Source organism: Streptacidiphilus sp. EB103A (assembly GCF_041261405.1).
Lineage (GTDB): Bacteria > Actinomycetota > Actinomycetes > Streptomycetales > Streptomycetaceae > Streptacidiphilus.
Map to the genome: position 1 here is coordinate 397,777 of NZ_JBGCAQ010000002.1, position 16,800 is coordinate 414,576.

9 protein-coding genes are annotated in these 16,800 nt (G+C 69.7%); 6 read left to right on the forward strand and 3 right to left on the reverse strand.

Features of this window, described 5'->3' with window-relative positions; genetic code table 11:
* The first annotated feature begins 39 nt into the window (after positions 1–39).
* A complete protein-coding gene (locus ABH941_RS04730) occupies positions 40–3,309 on the forward strand; it encodes a discoidin domain-containing protein (protein ID WP_370127283.1) in 3,270 nt (1,089 codons plus the stop codon).
* On the opposite strand, the gene ABH941_RS04735 is transcribed toward ABH941_RS04730, so the two are convergent.
* From ABH941_RS04735 to ABH941_RS04745, 3 genes are all read right to left on the reverse strand, one after another.
* Positions 3,278–4,921 (reverse strand): CocE/NonD family hydrolase, encoded by a 1,644-nt coding sequence (locus ABH941_RS04735; protein WP_370127284.1) that lies wholly within the window; start codon positions 4,919–4,921, stop codon positions 3,278–3,280. The two genes, ABH941_RS04730 and ABH941_RS04735, sit on opposite strands and share 32 nt — an antisense overlap.
* Before the next feature lie 35 nt (positions 4,922–4,956).
* A complete protein-coding gene (locus ABH941_RS04740; protein WP_370127285.1) occupies positions 4,957–7,830 on the reverse strand; it encodes a hypothetical protein in 2,874 nt (957 codons plus the stop codon).
* A 199-nt stretch (positions 7,831–8,029) separates the two neighbouring features.
* Positions 8,030–9,058: a LacI family DNA-binding transcriptional regulator gene (locus ABH941_RS04745; protein WP_370127286.1), complete on the reverse strand. Its 1,029-nt coding sequence runs from the start codon at positions 9,056–9,058 to the stop codon at positions 8,030–8,032.
* A gap of 167 nt (positions 9,059–9,225) precedes the next feature.
* Between ABH941_RS04745 and ABH941_RS04750 the strand changes: the two genes are divergently transcribed.
* From ABH941_RS04750 to ABH941_RS04770, 5 genes are all read left to right on the forward strand, one after another.
* Entirely contained in the window at positions 9,226–10,503 is a 1,278-nt protein-coding gene (locus ABH941_RS04750; protein WP_370127287.1) for an extracellular solute-binding protein, read from the forward strand.
* A 75-nt stretch (positions 10,504–10,578) separates the two neighbouring features.
* On the forward strand, positions 10,579–11,469 hold the full coding sequence (locus ABH941_RS04755; protein WP_370127288.1) for a carbohydrate ABC transporter permease: 891 nt from the start codon (positions 10,579–10,581) through the stop codon (positions 11,467–11,469).
* Entirely contained in the window at positions 11,466–12,371 is a 906-nt protein-coding gene (locus ABH941_RS04760; RefSeq protein WP_370127289.1) for a carbohydrate ABC transporter permease, read from the forward strand. Before ABH941_RS04755 ends, ABH941_RS04760 begins: the two co-directional genes overlap by 4 nt.
* Entirely contained in the window at positions 12,368–15,031 is a 2,664-nt protein-coding gene (locus ABH941_RS04765) for a hypothetical protein (protein ID WP_370127290.1), read from the forward strand. Before ABH941_RS04760 ends, ABH941_RS04765 begins: the two co-directional genes overlap by 4 nt.
* Before the next feature lie 39 nt (positions 15,032–15,070).
* Complete coding sequence (locus ABH941_RS04770; protein ID WP_370127291.1) at positions 15,071–16,774, forward strand: class I mannose-6-phosphate isomerase; 1,704 nt, start codon at positions 15,071–15,073, stop codon at positions 16,772–16,774.
* Positions 16,775–16,800 lie beyond the last annotated feature (26 nt).

Sequence of the window (16,800 nt, forward strand, 5' to 3'; positions counted from 1 at the left end):
AGAGATCAGATGGGGCAGGAAAGTCGAGACTACACGCGGGTGACCAGGCGTTCGCTGCTCGCGACCGCCGTGGCGGTCGCGAGCACGACGGTGATGTCGCCGACCCGGGCCCTGGCCCTGCCGGCCAAGGGGGCCGCAGCGCTGCCGCTCGACGGGGCCGGGCAGTGGGCCTCGCTGCGGACCAAGCTGGCCGGCATCACCGGCCAGTGGACCGACCAGAACTACACCGGCGCCGTCTCCAGCACCATGCCCGACACCGCGCTGCTGGGGAACGGCGACGTGGGAGTGGTCTCCGGCGGCAGCGTCGGCGTCAAGACCTTCACCATCTCCAAAGGCGATTTCTGGAACGCCAACCCGAGCCCGGTTCCGGCGCCGATCGGAGGCGTGACGCTGCGGGCCACCGCCAGGCCCCCGGGTTCCAACCTGGCGCTGGGCGCGATCGCCACGGCCAGCAGCGTCAACGGCTCACTGACGCCCGACCGCGCGGTCAACGGCCAGTGGACCACCGGCTACGAGGGCTGGGTCTCCGATGTCGGCAAACCCCAGTGGATAGCCCTGGATCTCGGCACCGCGCAGACGGTCGCCCGCTACATCCTGCGCAACGACGACGCCGCCCGTCCCGGCAACGACGACCACACCACCAAGGACCTCACCCTCCAGACCAGCACCGACGGTAGTACCTGGACCGACGTCGACACGGTCACCGGCAACACCGCGGCGACCCTCAACCGCACCTTCACGCCGGTGACCACCCGCTATCTGCGGCTCCTGCTCACCGAGCCGACGCAGGCGGACACCGACGACTCCATCGCCAACCCCCGCGCCCGGGTCGGGCAGATCGAACTGTTCGGCCCGCAAAGCGATCCCGACCTGGCGCTGGGCGCGACCGCCACGGCCAGCAGCGCGCACGGCTCGCTGACGCCTGACCGCGCGGTCAACGGCCAGTGGACCTCCGGCTACGAGGGCTGGGTCTCGGAGATCGGCAAACCCCAGTGGATCGTCCTGGACCTGGGTTCCGCGCAGACGGTCGCCCGCTACGTCCTGCGCAACGACGACGCCGCCCGCCCGGGCAACGACGACCACACCGCCAAGGACTACACCCTCCAGACCAGCCAGGACGGCGCCGGCTGGACGGACGTCGACACGGTCAGCGGCAACACGGCCGCCGTCGTCGACCGGGATCTCGCTCCGGGCCCGGTGACCACCCGCTATCTGCGGTTCCTGCTCACCGAGCCGACCCAGGCGGACACCGACGACTCCATCGCCAACCCCCGCGCCCGCATCGGGCAGATCCAGCTCTTCCCACTGACGAAGAGCCAGGAGGATCCTGACGCCCCGTCGACGGATCCCTTCCACGAGGTCCAGCGGATCCTCGACGCTCGGATCACCACCTCCGTCGTCATGGACCACACCACCCTGTCCCTGGACACCTGGCTGTCCGCGCAGCACAACGTGCTGGTGACCTCGGTGACCTCGCACGGCTCCGCGCCGGTCGAGCTGGAGGCGTCCACCTGGGCCGGCGCCGTCGTCGCCAACTCCCGCTACAGCAACTCGGCCGGCGCCGGCGGCGGCGTCGCCTGGGCGCGGCGTTCCACTGCTCCGGGCAGCAGTTGGGTTTCCACGGCGGCACTGGCCACCCGCGTGCTCGGAGCGGACTCGGTCCAGTCGCCGACCGTGTCGGGAGCCACCGCGAGGATCGTGTTCACCCTCAGGCCGGGCCGGACGGCCCTGATCGTGACCGCTGTGACCGGCGGCGGGCAGAACCCGGCCGACCCGCAGCCGGCGGCGGTCAGCCAGGTGTCCGCGCAGAACGCCGGGTCGCTCGCCCGCATGGAGGCCGAGCACGTGCAGTGGTGGAAGACGTACTGGACGCAGTCCAGCATCGACATCGGCAACGCGGTACTGGAGAAGTACTACTACGCCGCCCAGTACTTCATCGGCTCGGCCAGCCGCGCGGGCAAGGTCGCCCCCGCGCTCTACGGGATCTGGGTCACCACGGACTCGCCGCAGTTCAGCGGCGACTACCACATGAACTACAACGCGATGGGGCCGTTCTACGGCGTCTACTCCAGCAACCGGCCCGAACTCGCCCTGCCCTTCTACGAGGTGATCCTGGACTACGTGCCCGAGGCGCAGCGGCGGGCGAGGCAGGACCTGAACCGGGTCAAGCCGGACTACATCGGCAGTCGCTTCCCGAGCGGCGGCGTCCCGGACGGCGTGCTGTTCCCGGTCGGCATCGGCCCCTTCGGGTCGACCACCGACGACGAGTACCTCCAGCAGGTCGCCAACTCGCTGTTCGCCGCCTCCCAGTTCGCCGCGTACTACGAGTACACCCAGGACCGCGTGTTCCTGCGGGACACGGCATATCCGTTCCTGGCGCTGGTGGCCACGTTCTTCCAGTACTACCTGGAGTGGGACCAGGGCGCGCAGCAGTACGTGCTGTGGAGCGGGCCGCAGGAGAACGCCTGGGGCCAGGACTCCTCCTCGGACCTGGGCATGCTCAAGCAGGTGCTGCGCACGCTGATCGACGGCAGCAGCGACCTCGGCATCGACTCGGGCCGGCGCAGCGGCTGGCAGCACGTGCTGGACCACCTCCCTCCGCAGCCGACCGCGGTGTACCAGGGCACGACTGTCTTCTCCCTGGTCAAGGCCGGGACGATGCAGGGCTCCGACACCAGGGACATCCATCCGGGTGACAACACGGTGAACCTGGAGTTCATCCACCCGGCCGGCGTCCTCGGCATTGACTCCGACCCGGCTCTGCTGAAGACCGCCAGGGACACGCTGGACGTGATGGACTCCTGGAACCAGGTGAACAGCTTCCCCAAGGTCTTCACCCAGGCGGCCCGAGTCGGCTACCCGGCCCAGCAGTTGATCGACCGGTTCACGCAGACCATCACCCAGAACATGGCCGCCAACCTGCGCATCGCCGACCCCTACCACGGCATCGAGAAGTCCGGCGCGGTGGAGGCGATCAACGACATGTTGGTCCAGAGCGACCAGGGCGTGATCGTCCTCTTCCCGGTCTGGCCGTCCGACCAGGACGCACGCTTCCACCGACTGCTGCAGAAGGGGGCGTTCGTCGTCTCCAGCGAGCTGAGGAACGGCACGGTCGGGTACGCGGACGTCATCAGCAACGCCGGGAACACCCTGCGGATCAGGAACCCCTGGCCCGGCTACTCCGTCGCGGTCACCGACCACCGCGGCCGGGCCGTGAACACGAGCGCGAACGACGGTGTGATCACTGTCCGCACCGACCCCGGCGCCGGCTACCGCCTCACCCGTTCACGTCCGGCACGGGGCCGCTGAGCACAGGAAGGACGAGTCGCGAGGGCCTGGCCGCGTCGTGGTACAGGCTTCGGTGAGCCAGGGGCAGAGCGCCGGTGGCGCTGTCGTCGAGGTCGCGGTCCCAACGGGGGAAACAGCTGGAGGCTATCTGGAGACGGATGCGGTGTCCGGGCAGGAAGACGTGCGCTGTCGACCACAGGTCGACCGTGAGCTCCTGGGGCCGCTGCTGTGTCTGCTGGGTCCGCAGGATGCCGTCGGTGATGATCCGTGACACCCCGTCGGGGTCGACATCGCACAGTCGGGCAACCCAGTCAGCCGCAGGGGTGGAGGCGTCGGCGACCAGGTGGACGCTGATGCGGCCGACGACCTCCAGCGGCGCTTCGAGGGGTTCGCTGGTGGAGACGAGTACGTCGTCGCGCTTCTCGATCCGCCGCTGGTCCAGCGGACCGGCGGGGAACCCGGGCGCCATGAGGAGGGCGCCTCCGCGGGTGGGGACGGGATCGTTCGGGTCGTGGTGCCATGTGTCCGGCGACGAGTGCGGTTCGGGCGGTTCGGGTGACAGTCGGCCGCCGGCGTGCAGATACCAGGGAGAATCGCTGGAATCCGGGGGCCAGTCCCCGAAGTGGCGCCACTGGTTGGTGCCCATGACGAAGAGCAGCACCGGCGCGGGCACAGGTGCGGTCCGTTGCTGCTTGAGCTGACGGTCGAACCAGTCCAGCTCTCGTTCAAGCAGCGACCCCGCGTTGTCGATGCCTGCGGCGTCGGCGGTCGGGCCGAGGTCGGTGTCGCCAAAGCGGCCGCTCTGGTTGTCGTGCGACCAGGGTCCGACGATCAGTGCAGCCTGTTGCCCGGCCTGGCGTGCCCTGACGTAGTTGTCGAGGCTGCCTTGCAGGAAGCAGTCGAACCAGCCTGCGACGGTCAGTGTGGGAACGTCAGGGTGGGGGAGCGGCGCGGAGCCGGCCTTCGGAGCCGACAGGCCGAAGCGGAGCAGAGTCGGCGACGCGGGTGCGGGAAGCTCCCAGTACGCGTGCGTGGGCAGTTCGGCCAGCGCCGTGTTGAGCGCGGCGAGTTGTCCGCGCAGTTCCCCGGAACCACCTGAGTAGCGGCGTTCGAGAACGTTGATTCCCAGGCTCAGCGTCCAGTGGGTCACCAGCCCCAGCTCGACGGCACCGCCCCGGGAGAGCAGGCCGTCATGCGGGTCCGCCCAGGTCAGTTCGGGTGCCGCGGCATACAGGTGAGGAGGCCGTGCCGCGATGGCGGCCCATTGGGTGTGGCCGAGATAGCTGGGTCCGTACATGCCGACGCGTCCGTCGGCCCCGGGCAGCCCGGCCGCCCACTCGACCGTGTCGTGCCCGTCCGCGCTCTCATGGACGAACGGTTGCCAGCGCCCCTCCGAACGGAACCGCCCGCGGCAGTCCTGGATGACGACCAGATAGCTGCGGCGGGCGGCGCCGAACGGGTCAAGACGGGTGAGCACGCCGGGGTCCTGCTTGCCGTAGGGAGTCCGGGCCAGCAGGACCGGCCACGGTCCGCTGCCGGTGGGCCGGTAGGCGTCGGCGCGCAGGACGGTGCCGTCGCGCATCGTGGCTTCCAGGTCGATCCGGATGTCGATGTCCCGGTGCGGGCGATGCACGGCGGCGCCTCCTGGCGACGGTCAGTGGTGCGTGGTCAGCCGATGCTCAGATCGTCGACGTAACCGCGGTAGCCTCCGGTCGAGTTGGGGTTGTCGTAGCCGACCAGGACCCGACTGATCTGCTTGTTGGCATTGCTGGTGCCCAGGTTGACGGTGACGTGGTTCCAGGCGTCGAGGGTCAGGTGCCCGCACTGCTGGGCGGGGTGGATGCTCCTGCCGTTCTGGTCGACGGCGCCGGAGTCCCTGAGCGTGCTGCCGTCGGTGAAGACCATGTCGACGGCGGTGCAGGAGCTGTTGACGGACCCCGAGGTCAGCCAGCTGCTGGTGGCACTGGACTGCGGGTAGATCCAGTAGCTCAGGGTCTTGCCGGTGCCGATCGCCAGCGGGGATGCGCCGAGATCGTAGATCTCCATGTAGGCGTGCACGGTGCTGCCGCCCTGCCCGGAGCCGGAGTACATCAGCGCGCCGCTGCCTGCGTGCGAGGTCTCACCTGTGCGCACGGACGACTCCGGGCCGGTCAGGCCGCAGCACAGCCCGGTCACCGATGCGACGCCGCCGCCGCTGGCGTCCACCGTGTCGACCAGCGGGGCCGGGTCGGTGGACTCGAAGCCGGAGCTGAAGCTGCTCGTGGTGGTCCCGGTGCCGGTCTGCAGGGGCTGGGCCAGTTGGGTCTGGATGGTCGCGAACGGGGTTCCCGCCGGGGCGAGTTCGAGCGTGTCGCCGGCGGAGGTCGCCAGGGTGATCTTCGAGCCGGACACGGTGCCGGTGTCGGTGCCGTTGCGGTACACCTCGACGCTGCCCGACCACGGGTTGGTGAAGGTGAAGGAGCCGCCGCGCTGGCTGACGACCCGCGCGTACTGGACGCTGTTGTTGTAGAGGCTACTGGAGACCAGGAAGTCGCCGTAGGCCAGCAGGTCGCCGAACTTGGCGTTGGTGTTCGTCGGCCAGTCCGGGAAGAACCTGACGTCGTTCTGGAAGGACTGCAGCAGCATCTCGTCCAGGCCCGAGGTAGTGACGTTGATGTTCTCGACGCCGCCGCCGTTGTGGTGGACGGCCATGTTGGCATAGCTCTGGCTGGTGGCCTCGTTGTGCAGGTTGGTCAGGATGGTGCTGGGGTTGTAGCCCACACGGGCGGCCGCGGCGTAGAAGGTGGCCGGCGCGTTCCCGCCGTGCCAGGCGTTGGTGAGCGCGCCGATGGTGTTCTGCGCGGTGGTCAGCAGCGTCGGGGCGCTGTCCAGACCGACCAGGCCGCCGGGGTAGATGGCCTGGGAGTCGAGGTCGTTGCCGTCGTTGTAGAAGTCGCTGCCGACCTCGGTCTCGCGCAGGATGGTCTGGCCGTTCAGCGTCATGGTCGGCAGGGCGCTCAGGTGCGAGACGATGTTCTGCCAGGTCGCGCGGGTGGTGGCGTCCTGGTTGAGGGCGGTGCTCATGTCGATCAGGCCCTGCAGGAGCAGGTGGACCAGGCCGAGCGACAGGCCCGAGTTGGTCTGCGGGTAGCTCTGGTCCTCGTGCGGGGCGTCGTTGGTGATGACGTAGCGGTTGTTGGCGGAGTCCCAGGTCAGATAGGACTGCCAGAACAGGCCCACCTGCTTGAGCCACGGATACACCTTGGTCGCGTAGGAGGCGTCACCGGTGTACTCGAAGCGCATCACCATGTCGCTGGCCAGGTTGGCCGCGTTGGACTTCTGGTTGTGCAGTGCGGTGTCCGCGCTGGTGCCCTGCGGGGACAGCCCCACCGGGTAGAGGACGCCGCTGTAGCCATTCGACGTCGCCAGGGCCTGGCCGGCCGACTGCCAGTCCAGCACCGGCTGGTCGTAGGCGTCCATCTGGGCGATGTGGTTGGTGGACAGGGCCGCGTAGAACGGGGCCTCGTAGTTGTAGTTGGTGTGGTAATCGCCGTTCCAGTTCATCGCCCCGGTGATCCAGTTGCCCCACAGGCCCGGGGCCGATTTGCCCGGGCGCGAGATGCAGGCCAGCAGGTACAGCGAGCCGTACCAGCTCTTCTCCACGGCCTTGTCCGGGATCTCGACGAACGACTGCGACCAGTAGCTCTGCCACCAGGCGCGGTGGGAGGTGTTGTGGTTGCCGACATCGGTCTGGGTGAGGTTCTGGACCAGCGCGTCGGCGCCGGACTGCCACGAGGAACTGTCGACGCTGGAGACGATTCCGGTGACCAGGGTGGCCGTGCCGCCGGGCTGGAGGGTCATGCTGACGGTGTTTCCGGAGACCGACTGGGTCTGGCCGATGATCCGCGCGGCCATCCTGGCGTGCGGATCACTGCCGGTCCCGGTGTCGGCGACGACGTCCGCGTCGAGGTCGTTGCCGGTGGTGGTGACCGTGGGGGTGCCACCGGAGCCGTTCTGCAGGGTGACGCCGATGCTCTGTGCGCTGCCGCCGGTGAGCTTGAACGAGGTGACGGCCAGGCCGCCGTTCGCGTCCACCCAGCTGCTGGTGGTCAGGGTCTGGCCGCCCAGCGTGTAGCTGCCGTCGACCTCGCCGTGGGCGATGTCCTGCACCACGTGGTACGAGGAGCCGCTGAGCCCGGGGGCCTTGACCACGATCCGGCCCAGGGGCTTGATCGCGTGGCTGGACGAGGAGAAGAAGTCGTTCTTCCCGACGTACATCGTCTGGTTGTCGATGGACCCGCCCACCGCGATCCCGATGTCGCCGTTGCCGAGCAGCGGGGCGTCGACGGTCCCGCCACCGGTCAGCTGTGCGGGCGGGCTCGTCCACACACCGGTGTACTGCTGTGCGATCCGCCAGCCCTGGTTCGCGGTGACCGTGTCGGCCAGGGCGGGACGGGCGAGCGTGGCGGTGACCATGGCGCACGCGAGCCCCATGACCGTGGCGACACCCACGGCCTTCCGGGGCTGCAGGCGCAACTTCCCGAGGCGTACCTCGATCTTCATCGACCGGACCTCTCCTCAAGCATTGGGTGGGCATGCTGAACCCGCGACCGGCGCAGGCGTGCGCGGTCGGCAGAAGCGCGGGATCAGGGCGGGAGCACGACCAGAACGACCGTGTTGAAATAACGTTATCGCGAAAGGTTGTGGGCATCGTGAGGCTGTGTCAAGGGGTCTGACGCGGAGCGGCGACGGGGTCCCGGGCTCAGGCCGGGATCTCCCCGGAGCCACGGACCGTCAGCGTCAGCGGGAGGACGACGGTCTGCACCTGGCGGGCCGGATCGGCGATGCGCGCAAGCAGCAGCTCCACGGCGGTCCGGCCGATCAGTGCGGTCTGCTGGGCGACGACGGTGAGCGCCGGCTGGAGCAGGTCGGCGTGCGGGACCTCGTCGAAGCCGACGATGGCCAGCCGCGAGGCCGCCTTGGGCCCCAGCACCCGGAGCGCGGTGAGCGTGGTGTCCATACTGCCGGTGACCAGCGCGGTCGCAGGCTCCGGACCGTACAGCGCGGTGTCCAGGGCCGCCGCGACCCGCTCGGGGGTGATCTCCCCGGGGTGGACCAGTCCGTCCAGCGGCTGTCCGTGGGCCCCCAGCGCGGCACGGAAGGCCGCCGCGCGCTCACGGCCCGAGTAGACCTGCTCGCGGTCTCCGACATAGGCGATGCGGCGGTGCCCGTATCGGGTCAGATGGTGGAACGCGGTGCCGATGCCCGAGGCGTTGTCGGACATGACGCAGTCCACCGAGACGCCGCTCATCGGCCGGTCCATCGCCACGATGGGCATGCCGGCGTCCAGTTCCGGCTGCAGGTAGCTGTGGTTGTCGCCGAACGGTTCGAGAATGATGCCGTCCAGGCGCTGCCGGCACATCGACACCAGGATCTCCCGCTCCCTGGCCTCCTCGAAGTCCGTGGAGGCGGCCAGCAGCGTGAGCCCCGACTCGCGGGCGGTCTGCTCGATGGCGGCCAGCTCCGGGTTGACCTCGGCGATACGGCGGACCGCGGCGCCTATCGTGCCGGTGATCCCGGTGCGCAGCTGGCGGGCCCGCTCGTCCGGCCGGTAGTTGAGCGCCGCGATGGCGGCCTCGACCTTGGTGGCGTACTCGGGGCCCACCGTCGGGTCGTTGTTGACCACGCGCGAGACGGTCCGCAGCGCCACCCCGGCTTCCCTGGCCACATCGACCATGGTCGGCCGCTTCGGGCGACCCCCGGTGCCGTTGCCAGCCCGTGCTCCGCTCATGCAGTCACTCCTCGTTGTTTCAGCGCACCGTTATCAGATCGACTCTTGACACATTCCCGCAATACGCGCGTACTCTCGCGATAACGTTATCTCGCAGGTGCTCCGGCGTCGATCCTCCCACTGATCCGCCCCCACCCACGGGTCACACCACCCCCCAGGAGACTTCCATGCGGCACAAGATTCTCACTGCGGCCTGTCTGGCCGCAGGGCTCGCGCTGGTGACCGGATGTTCCGCAGCCACCCCGTCCGGCGGCGCGAAGGGAGGCTCCTCCCTGACCTATCTGACCTTCGAGACTCCGAGCCTCACCGCGTCGTTCTGGGACAGCTCCATCGCCAACGCCGAGAAGAAGGTCCCGGGGCTGACGGTGAAGAAGCTGGTCGCCCCCAGCACGGACCGCGACGCGTACGCCAAGCAGCTGCAGGCCTCCGGGCAGTTCCCCGACCTGCTCCAGTCGATCACGCCGTCGACCTTCGCCACCGCCGGGCTGCTCAAGCCCTACGACCAGGGCTGGGTCAACGCGAACTTCCTGCTGCCGCTGGGCAACGCCTACAAGGGCAAGGTCTACATCCCGCCGACCAACTCCCAGATCATCCCCCAGGTGTTCTACAACAAGAAGCTGTTCGCCAAGGCGGGCCTGACCACGGCGCCCAGGACCTGGTCGGAGTTCATGGCCGACTGCGCCAAGCTCAAGGCCGCCGGCGTCACCCCGATCGAGCTGGGCGGCGGCGACCCCTTCGCCGCCTCGATGCCGCTGGTCGGCATCCTGTCCGCCGACGTCCTGGGCAAGGACCCCAACTGGCTGCAGGAGCGCTACGCCGGCAAGGTCCACTTCACCGACCCGAACGTCGAGACAGCCGTCGCCAAGTACCGGACGATGGTCAAGAACGGCTACTTCGAGAGCGGCGCGCTGGGGGTCAAGTACGCCGACTCCATCACCAACTTCGCCGCCGGCAAGACCGCGATGTACATCATGGGCAGCTGGTTCCTCGGCTCGGTGCCGAAGGCGACCGCCGATGACTTCGGCGCCTTCCTGACGCCCACCGACGACGGCTCGCTGGTCGTGCCCTTCGCCGTCGGCGGCTCCATGGCCATCAGCGCCAAGACCGCGGACCCCGCCAAGGCCACCGCCTTCGCCGAAGCCTGGTCGCTGGACCCGAACAACTACAAGACCCTCATCGAGGGGGACGGCGCCTTCCCGATGCTCAAGGGCAAGACCCTGGCCGACTACAACGTCAACGTCACCCAGGTCTTCAAGGACTCCTACTCCTACGTCACCAGCCAGAACACCAAGGTCTCCGCCATGGGCTGGGCGACCAACGACGACTCCATGCCCTCGGGCCTCAACGACGCCTTCTACGCCGCCAGCCAGGCGCTGTTCAGCGCCGACGACGTCCACGGCCAGATGGCCAAGCTCGACGCCGCCTGGGACGCGGCGACCAAGTAGCCGCATGGCCGGCGCCGGGCCGACCGAGCCCGGCGCCGGCCGCACCGCCATCCGACTCCTCCAAGGGAAGACGCCATGACCACCCGAGTCCGCCCGCGCCGCGGCGACCCAGCCCTCGGCGCCATCGCCGTGCTGGCACTGGGACTGTATGCCCTGTTCATCCTGGTCCCCGTGGTCATGAGCGCCTGGAAGAGCCTGACCAACGAGAACCCGCTCCAGGACCAGGCCCGGTTCGTCGGCGCGGCCAACTACACCGAGATGCTCCACGACAGCGCCCTGACCGCGAGCCTGACCTTCACCCTGGTCCTGGCCGCCGTGGTCACCATCGCCGCCAACGCCCTCGGCATTGGCTTCGCGATGCTGCTGAACAGGACGTCGCTGAGCTTCCGGGTCATGCGCACGGTCGCCTTCCTGCCCCAGGTGCTCTCCGGCGTCATCGTCGGATTCGTCTGGCGCTACATCCTCGCCCAGGACGGGATCCTCAACAACGTCCTGCTCTCGCTCGGCATCATCGGCCATCCGGTCACCTGGCTCGGCAGCCCACACCTGGCCATGTTCTCCGTCGGCCTGGTCGCCACCTGGGTGCTCACCGGGTTCACCACCGTCGTGCACCTGGCCGCGCTGCAGTCCATCCCGGTCGAGCTGTACCAGGCCGCCATGGTGGACGGGGCCGGCCGCTGGCAGCGGTTCCGGCGGATCACCTTCCCGATGGTGGCCCCGGGGACGACCATCAGCGTCACCATCTCGTTGATCACCATGCTCAAGCTCTACGACATCATCACGGTGCTCACCTCCGGCGGCCCGGCCGACTCGACCCAGTCCACCGCCCTGTACATCATCAAACTCGCCTTCACCGACGACCGGTTCGGCTACGCCTCCGCCGTGGCCATGCTGCTGCTGGCCGTCTCCGCGGTCATCTCGCTGTTCGTGACCGGCCTGCTACGCCGCCGGGAGGTGGACCTGTGATCGCCTCGACCTCGCAGCGACCGACGACCAAGAACCCGCGCACCGACACGTCCGCGGCCGCGCCGCGCGCGAACCGCCGGGTGTGGGCGTCCAAGGGCTACCTGCTCGCGGCCGCCCTGCTGACGCTGGCGTTCGTCAGCCCGATCTACCTCACCATCGTCAACGCCTTCAAGTCCCAGGACCAGATCGTCAGGAACCCTGCGGCGCCCCCCGCCCCGCCGACCCTGCACAACCTCACGGACGCCCTGTCCCGCCCGGACCGGATCATCCAGATCGGCCTGACCAACTCGGCGGTCACCGTCATCGCCTCGGTGCTGCTGATCATCCCGCTCGGCGCCGCCTTCAGCTTCTGGCTCAGCCGCCGCCCGGCCCGCTTCCGGCGGATCGTCCTCGCCTGCTTCTCCGCCGGACTCATGATCCCGCCCGCGGTGCTCCTGCTGCCCACGATCCGGATCCTGACCATCCTTCACCTGGACCACACCTATCCCGGACTGATCCTGTCCAACGTCGGCGGCGGCTACCTGTCCTTCGCGGTCTTCGTCTACTCCGGCTTCCTGCGCTCCGTCCCCGCCGAGATCATCGAGGCCGCCACCGTGGACGGCGCGGGCACGCTGCGGATCTGGTGGACGATCATCATGCCGCTGCTGCGGCCCGCCACCGCGACCGTCGCCATCTTCCTGTCCCTGTGGATCTGGAACGACTTCATGAACCCGCAGTTCATCCTCGGCCCCCTGCACGGGCAGACCGTCACCACCGGCCTGTACCTGTCGGTCGGTCAGTACTCCACCAACTACGCCCAACTGTTCGGCGTGATGTTCCTGGCCGCCGTCATCCCGGTCGCCGGATACCTCACCCTGCAGAAGCAGTTCATCGCCGGCCTGACCTCGGGAGCCACCAAGTGACCGCCACGACCGACGCCGGCCCCGGTGCCACCGAGATCACGCCCGGCGTCCCGGACCTGGACGACGTCGCGGGCCACTGGGTGGGCGCGGACGAGATCGCGCACCTGCCCTCGCTGCGCAACCAGCAGGGACAAGGGCACGTCAACGCCGACCTGACGTCCGCGTCGTGGCTGGTGGCACCGCCCTTCACCTTCGGCTACCACACCGGTGAACTGCACCTGGACGGCCGCACCCCCGCTGCCCAGCGCTTCCTGTGGAAGCCCTGGGGAGTGGTGCGCGAGCGCAGGGGCGACGGACTGCTGCTGCGCACCGACACCCGCATGGCCCTCTCCCGCGACCTGCTGCTGTGGCGGATCACCGCCACCAACGAGGGCCCCGAGGCCAGGACCGTCGAGCTGTCCCAGGACCTCTACGCAAGGGTCGCCCACACCGAGGTCGGCTACGGCTGGCTGTACGACGTTCCCTGGAACCACGGCGACCACCACGACTTCATGGCCCTGGAGCGCATCCGGGCCACCACCGGTGGCGGCGGTGCGTCCTACCTGCTCTCGCCGGCGCCGCGGCGGCTGCGCCTGGGCAGGCCCCGCATCCCGGGCATCCAGCGCGACGAGGACCACGGCCCCATGCTGCTGGACGATGCGCTGCCGTCGCACTTCAGCCACGACAAGGAGCCCGAGCCCCGTACCGGCGTGGACGCGGCCGTGCGGGCGCTCCGGGTCGAGTCCGCGGACGGCGGACTGGTCCTGGACATCGACGGACCGGTCACGCTCACCCGCGACGGCGAGGCGACCTTCGACGCCCTCGTGCTCGCCCCCGGCACGGAGATCGGCTTCGACCTGCGACTCGACGCGGCCGGGCAGTCCGGCACCGTCCTCATCCACGGCAACCATCCCGACTCCCTGCAGATCGGCGTCGAGGACGGTCGGCTGTGGCTCGGCATCACGGGGGAGCGCGAGTTCAGCACCGCGGACGTCCCCGAAAGGACCTGGCACCGAGTCAGCACCCGCGTGGAAGCCGACCATGCGGTCCTGACGCTCGACGGGGAGGAGATCATCCGGACCCGGCACTGGAACGCGTCGCGCCGCTGGGCCTCCCACGTCACCGACAGCCCCGAGACCATGCTCACCATCGAGGACACCCGCTCGCCGGCGCGAGCGGCCTACGCCTTCTCCGGGCCTGCGCCCGGCCTCACCTCCACCGGCGCCGGCGGCCGTGCGACCTGGACCTGCCGGATCGAGCCCGGGCAGAGCGTGACCCTCGGAATCGCCTGCGCCTACGGGACCGGCGCCGACCAGGTCCGCGCCGAAGCCCGCGCTGCCGTACAGGACTTCGACGCCACCCTGCGCGCCGGGACGGACGGCTGGCGGCAGCACTGGTCCCATATGTTCACCCCGGGCAACCCCGACTTCTCCGGACACCTGCCGACCCTCACCACCCATGACGCCGGCCTGGCCAGGACGTACTACATGGGTGCCCTGCAACTTCTCTACATGCGCAACACGCGGATCCGGCCCGGCGAGCCGGTGTTCCTCACCGGGGGGCCGCGCCTGGGCCCGACCACCACGTACTTCTGGGACCACAGCGAGTGGAGCCGGATGTACGCCCTGCTGGAACCGGCCGGGCTGCGGTCCTGGCTGCTGCGCGTCCTGGCCGGGCCCTACCAGGAGTCCTTCGGCATCGACGCCCGCAGCGGCGGCCCGCTGGGGAACGCCTACAGCGCCAACGACTACGCCCTGTTCCGCCTGATCGAGCACTATGTGTGCATCACCGGGGACACGGCCTTCCTCGACACCACCGCCGGCGGAGCAACCGTCCTCCAGCACCTGGAAGGACTCGGCTTCGGCTGGCGCGACAAGCGCAGCCCCGCCACCGGAGGGGTCCTCGCCGACTTCGGCGAGGACCCCTGGAACCTGCTGGAATGCATCCCCGGCTACACGGGCGTGGTCGCGTCCTTCAACGGCGCCTATGTCGGCGCCACCCGCGCACTGGCCGGCCTGTACCGGCAACGGGGCCGCCACCAGGACGCCGACCGGGCCGAGGCCGAGGCACGCGAACTGGCCGACGCGGTCCTGGACCTGTACGCCGGGGACGGCCGCTGGCGGATACGCCGACCGGACGGAACGGACACCATCGGCCACTGCCTGGACTTCGGGCTCGTCGCGGCCTGCCTGCACCGTGAACTCGCCCCACAGGTACGGCTTGAGATGGCCGACTTCGTCGAGAGGGACCTCCTGGCCGGCGGTTGGATGCGGGCCCTGAGCCCGAACGACCCGGCCGCTGCCACCTCCGACCGCCCCGATCACGGTGCGGGCGGCGCCTTCTGCGCCTGGCCCGGCGTCACCGCCCATGGCCTGGCCCGCCTGGGCTTCCGCGACCGCGCGCTCACCTTGCTGCGTGACCTCGCGTCCGCCGCCTCCGGTGGCCTGTGGGGCCAGGCCATGGAGATCGTCACCACAGCCGACGGGCACCTGCGCGCCCGGGTCGCGGAACGGGGCGTCTCCAACCGGGAGACCATCGCCGGGGCCGCCGGGGCCGAGGCGGTACTGTCCGCGCTGTTCGATGTGAACCCGTCGTTCACCGACCCCCGGCACCGGGCATCCCTGCCCGACACCCTCACTGCGGACGGCATCGGAACGCTCCGCGGTCTCCGCCGCCCTTGATGACCCCAGCAAACTCTCCCATGAAAGGTCGACATCCCGATGTCGCCAGTTCGCGGCTATGAAGCCGAACCCTGCCACGCCGTCACCGCAGCGGTCGGAGTCGGATACCAGCAGGCTGCCGCCCACCTCACCCAAGGACAGATCCTCGCCGTCGACGGGCCCGTCGCCGTCGACTGGGACGCCGTCGCCGCGGGGGTCTGCGACGCCCTCGCCGCCCGCGGCCTCACGGCGAAGCAGATCGACATGCGCGACCACTTCGCAGCCTGGGACGACATCCTCGCCCTCACCGCCTCGGCCGTGCTGTCGGACGACCCCGACTTCGCCCCGCTCTCGCAGGCCGGCCTGGCGGACTTCTTCGCGGCGGTGCCGGAACCCGGAACCAGCGCCACCGCAGTCACCGTCGTCCTCGGCCCGGGTGCGTCGCTCGTGGCCCACGACGCCCTCTGGTACGCGGACCTGCCCAAGCGGTACGCCGAAGCGGAGATCACCGCGGGCACGGGTCGCAACCTGGGCCAGCCCGCAGGTACCGGCGCGGGAACCACACGCCGCCTGTTCTACATCGACTGGCCGGTGCTCGACCGGCACCGCGACGCCATCGCCGGCGCGATCGACCTGTGGGTCGACACCCAGGACCCGCACGGTCCCACCTGGCTGGAGGGCCCCGCCCTGCGCGAGGCGCTGACCGACCTCGCCGCGAAGCCGTTCCGGACGCGCCCCACCTTCAACACCACCTCGTGGGGCGGGCACTGGGCCCAGCAGGAACTGGGGATCAACCGGGAGGCACCCAACACCGCACTCGGCTACGAACTCATCGCTCCCGAGAGCGGGATCCTCCTCGGCAACCCGGACGGCCCACGCGTCGAGGTGCCGCTCCAGGTCCTGGTGGCCCTCCACCCCGAGGACGTCCTGGGCGGACCCGTCCACGCGACCTTCGGAACCTCCTTCCCGATCCGCTTCGACTACCTCGACACGGTCGGCGGCGGCAACCTCTCCGTGCACTGCCACCCGCAGTCCGACTACATGCAGCGGGTGTTCGGCTGGCCCTACACCCAGCACGAGACCTACTACATGATGGTCGGCGGCCCCGACCGCCAGGTGTTCCTGGGCCTGCACCAGGACGCCGACCTCGACGCCTTCCGGCTCGAAGCCGACCGGGCGGTCCACGACGGTCTTCCGTTCGACATCGAACGCTATGTCCAGACCTTCCCCGCCGACCAGCACCAGCTCTTCCTCATCCCCGGCGGCACCCCGCACGGCAGCGGCGAGGGCAACGTCGTCCTGGAGATCAGTGCCACGCCCTACCTCTACAGCCTGCGCTTCTACGACTGGCTGCGTACGGACCGTGCAGGCGACCAGCGGCCGGTCCACGTCGGCCACGCCTTCCAGAACCTGGATCCCGCCCGGTCAGGGGACGCGGTCGCCCGCGACCTCGTCCAGCACCCGCGGACGCTGCGCTCGGGCGACGGCTGGCACGAAGACGTCATCGGCCGGCTCCCGGAGATGTTCTTCGAGGTCCGGCGGGTGGAGCTGGCCGCGGGAACCGCTGCGGACGACGCGACGGACGGACGCTTCCACATCCTCAACGTCGTCGAGGGGGACGGGATCCTGCTGGAGACACAGAGCGGAGGCCGCCACGAACTGGCCTACGCGGAGACGCTGACCGTACCGGCCTCGGTGGGCGCCTACCGGGTCCAGGCCGTCGGAACCCGACCGGTCCGCTACGTCAAGGCGCTCGTCCGGTGATACCCGACCAAGGACCCGCGCTGTCG

Bases quoted from the DNA above. Each gene is read 5' to 3' on its own strand.
- ABH941_RS04770 (WP_370127291.1), top strand. From the start codon at position 15,071: ATGTCGCCAGTTCGCGGCTATGAAGCCGAACCCTGCCACGCCGTCACC.
- ABH941_RS04750 (WP_370127287.1), top strand. From the start codon at position 9,226: ATGCGGCACAAGATTCTCACTGCGGCCTGTCTGGCCGCAGGGCTCGCG.
- ABH941_RS04745 (WP_370127286.1), bottom strand. From the start codon at position 9,058: ATGAGCGGAGCACGGGCTGGCAACGGCACCGGGGGTCGCCCGAAGCGG.
- ABH941_RS04740 (WP_370127285.1), bottom strand. From the start codon at position 7,830: ATGAAGATCGAGGTACGCCTCGGGAAGTTGCGCCTGCAGCCCCGGAAG.
- ABH941_RS04755 (WP_370127288.1), top strand. From the start codon at position 10,579: ATGACCACCCGAGTCCGCCCGCGCCGCGGCGACCCAGCCCTCGGCGCC.